Source organism: Occallatibacter sp., assembly GCF_049582745.1.
GTDB lineage: Bacteria > Acidobacteriota > Terriglobia > Terriglobales > Acidobacteriaceae > Telmatobacter.
On record NZ_JBAUUO010000090.1, the window covers coordinates 1 to 1,723 of the forward strand.

4 protein-coding genes are annotated in these 1,723 nt (G+C 57.9%); 1 reads left to right on the plus strand and 3 read right to left on the minus strand.

Going from position 1 to position 1,723, the window contains the following annotated elements; all coding sequences use genetic code 11:
- Nucleotides 1–529: 529 nt before the first annotated feature.
- Nucleotides 530–709: a hypothetical protein gene (locus WCA10_RS14355; RefSeq protein WP_472823219.1), complete on the plus strand. Its 180-nt coding sequence runs from the start codon at nucleotides 530–532 to the stop codon at nucleotides 707–709.
- 56 nt (nucleotides 710–765) lie between these two features.
- Here the strand turns inward: WCA10_RS14355 and WCA10_RS14360 are convergent, their stop codons facing one another.
- From WCA10_RS14360 to WCA10_RS14370, 3 genes are all read right to left on the minus strand, one after another.
- Nucleotides 766–1,185, minus strand: coding sequence for a hypothetical protein (locus WCA10_RS14360; protein WP_472823220.1), 420 nt, complete (start codon nucleotides 1,183–1,185; stop codon nucleotides 766–768).
- A gap of 97 nt (nucleotides 1,186–1,282) precedes the next feature.
- Nucleotides 1,283–1,459 carry a DUF3072 domain-containing protein gene (locus WCA10_RS14365; RefSeq protein WP_472823221.1) on the minus strand — a complete coding sequence of 59 codons (177 nt, stop codon included), beginning with the start codon at nucleotides 1,457–1,459 and terminating at the stop codon, nucleotides 1,283–1,285.
- A partial coding sequence (locus WCA10_RS14370) for a hypothetical protein (RefSeq protein ID WP_472823222.1) occupies nucleotides 1,456–1,723 on the minus strand: 268 nt, incomplete at its 5' end. The genes WCA10_RS14370 and WCA10_RS14365, both read right to left, overlap by 4 nt.

The following is a 1,723-nucleotide window of genomic DNA, read 5'->3' on the forward strand; positions in this document are numbered from 1 at the left end:
CATGCTGCGCTTCTCCATCTGATGCTTGAGGCCGTGACAACGGACCTCGTATTCACCATCAGCCTGAAGCGCAGCACCCAAAATCTTCAGCTATCCACAAGCTGCCGGCCGATTACCCCATCTAACGAAACATAACAGGGCGACCGTGGTCCGCCGACGGTATGTGATTCCTTCAGCTAATCATTGCAGATAAGGTTTTTGGTACACACAACCAGACGTGATTGCGGTGCTCGGGCCGCAGCCGGATTGCTGCCGTGGCATGTCGACGTGACCAAAATGGTATCGCTTCCTCACGGCTCGCCCGTAGCTTCGATCGTGCGCGATGGAACTTGGACATTACCGTGGCACGGTTGTTCAGCTTTCGTTCAATCCAGCTGGGAAAAGATTGCCGCTAACTGCTGGGGGAGCCCGAAGCAGGAGACGGCCTCATGGATGTGCATTTAGCTGCTCTTCTCATGGTCGATATCGCGCTGAGCTATATTTTGCTGCGCGCATTGTGGATTTAGCCTCGACCGGCATAGGCTCGATCATGCGTGCATTGCGGCACGCGCCCGATGATCGTCCAGAACCCAGGCTCGTCCTCGGGTGCCTGCGGGTGAAGCATTATGCGCCCGACGTGTTGCTCGCCGTCGAACACGTCGTAATCGTCGTCCGGCCGTTGCCGCTCGGCCAGGATAATGAGGCGCGTTTGAAAGTGAGCATAAGTTAGATTAGCCGCGACCGAAACACCACGCAGCCAGGCTGCTGTCTGAAATGTCAGCTCACCTAACGCGGGCCCGGCTTGCCCGCCGCGTCTTTCCATTGTTTGATGCTGTCGGCAAAGACCTTCATTGCCGTTGTTGCCGCCTGGCTTAGGCTGGCGTAACCGGCGACCTCCCGGCTGACACGTCCGCCTTCATTGCGCAACATATCACGCACACTTTCCAGCTCGCGAATGACACTGTCGATTTCCTCCATCGAATCGCCAGCGACGCGCTGGATCAGTGCATTCAGATTTTCGGCGGCCGGGCCGTTAGCCGCATTGATCTCGCTGCGTTGCCGATGCGGAAGAGAGACGTCGCGCCGGACGAACTCACGGATCTCGCCCTCGACCGCGTTCGCCGTCGCCTGATCGACGTTACTCAGTTTTTCCGGTGAACGCCGGTCGGGCGGAGCGTATTTCTCCGGGCCGGATTTCTCTGCCATCGGCTACCCCTTCACAAGCGCAACCATTGCGCGATAAACTTGCGTCGTCGTCTTTTGTTGTGGCCGTACCGCCTGGCGGCCTTTTCCTCGACGTATCTCAGAGTGTATGCGGCGGCCCGTCAAGCAGCTTGAGCTTAGCCTTTAGCATCGCAATGCGTATATTTGCCTCTGTGCGGGTGAGATTCGGTCTGAATGCGTCCAATTCGTAGGCGGCCTCGGCAAGCTTCTTGAGCGTCTCCGCCTGCTCCGCCATCATTGGGCGATTATCAGTCATCGGCGGCCATCGAATGCCCCGGTAGTGGGGCGCTCGTTCCAATTGGGCATCACATCAGCGCCACGCTGGCCACACCGTTCACAGCGCATTCGCTGGCCGAGGGACGGCACAAATACATCATCGCCATGGGCCTCGAAATTCACGATTGCTTCGTGTCGGCAATTGACATTCGAGCAGTGCACAATCAGCGACCGCACGCCGTTGGCGCGCATGTTGCCGAGGGTCATGGGAGTTATCGGCTGCATCGTTAAAAACCCGCTGATT

Bases quoted from the DNA above. Each gene is read 5' to 3' on its own strand.
- WCA10_RS14360 (WP_472823220.1), bottom strand. From the start codon at position 1,185: ATGGCAGAGAAATCCGGCCCGGAGAAATACGCTCCGCCCGACCGGCGT.
- WCA10_RS14355 (WP_472823219.1), top strand. From the start codon at position 530: ATGCGTGCATTGCGGCACGCGCCCGATGATCGTCCAGAACCCAGGCTC.
- WCA10_RS14365 (WP_472823221.1), bottom strand. From the start codon at position 1,459: ATGACTGATAATCGCCCAATGATGGCGGAGCAGGCGGAGACGCTCAAG.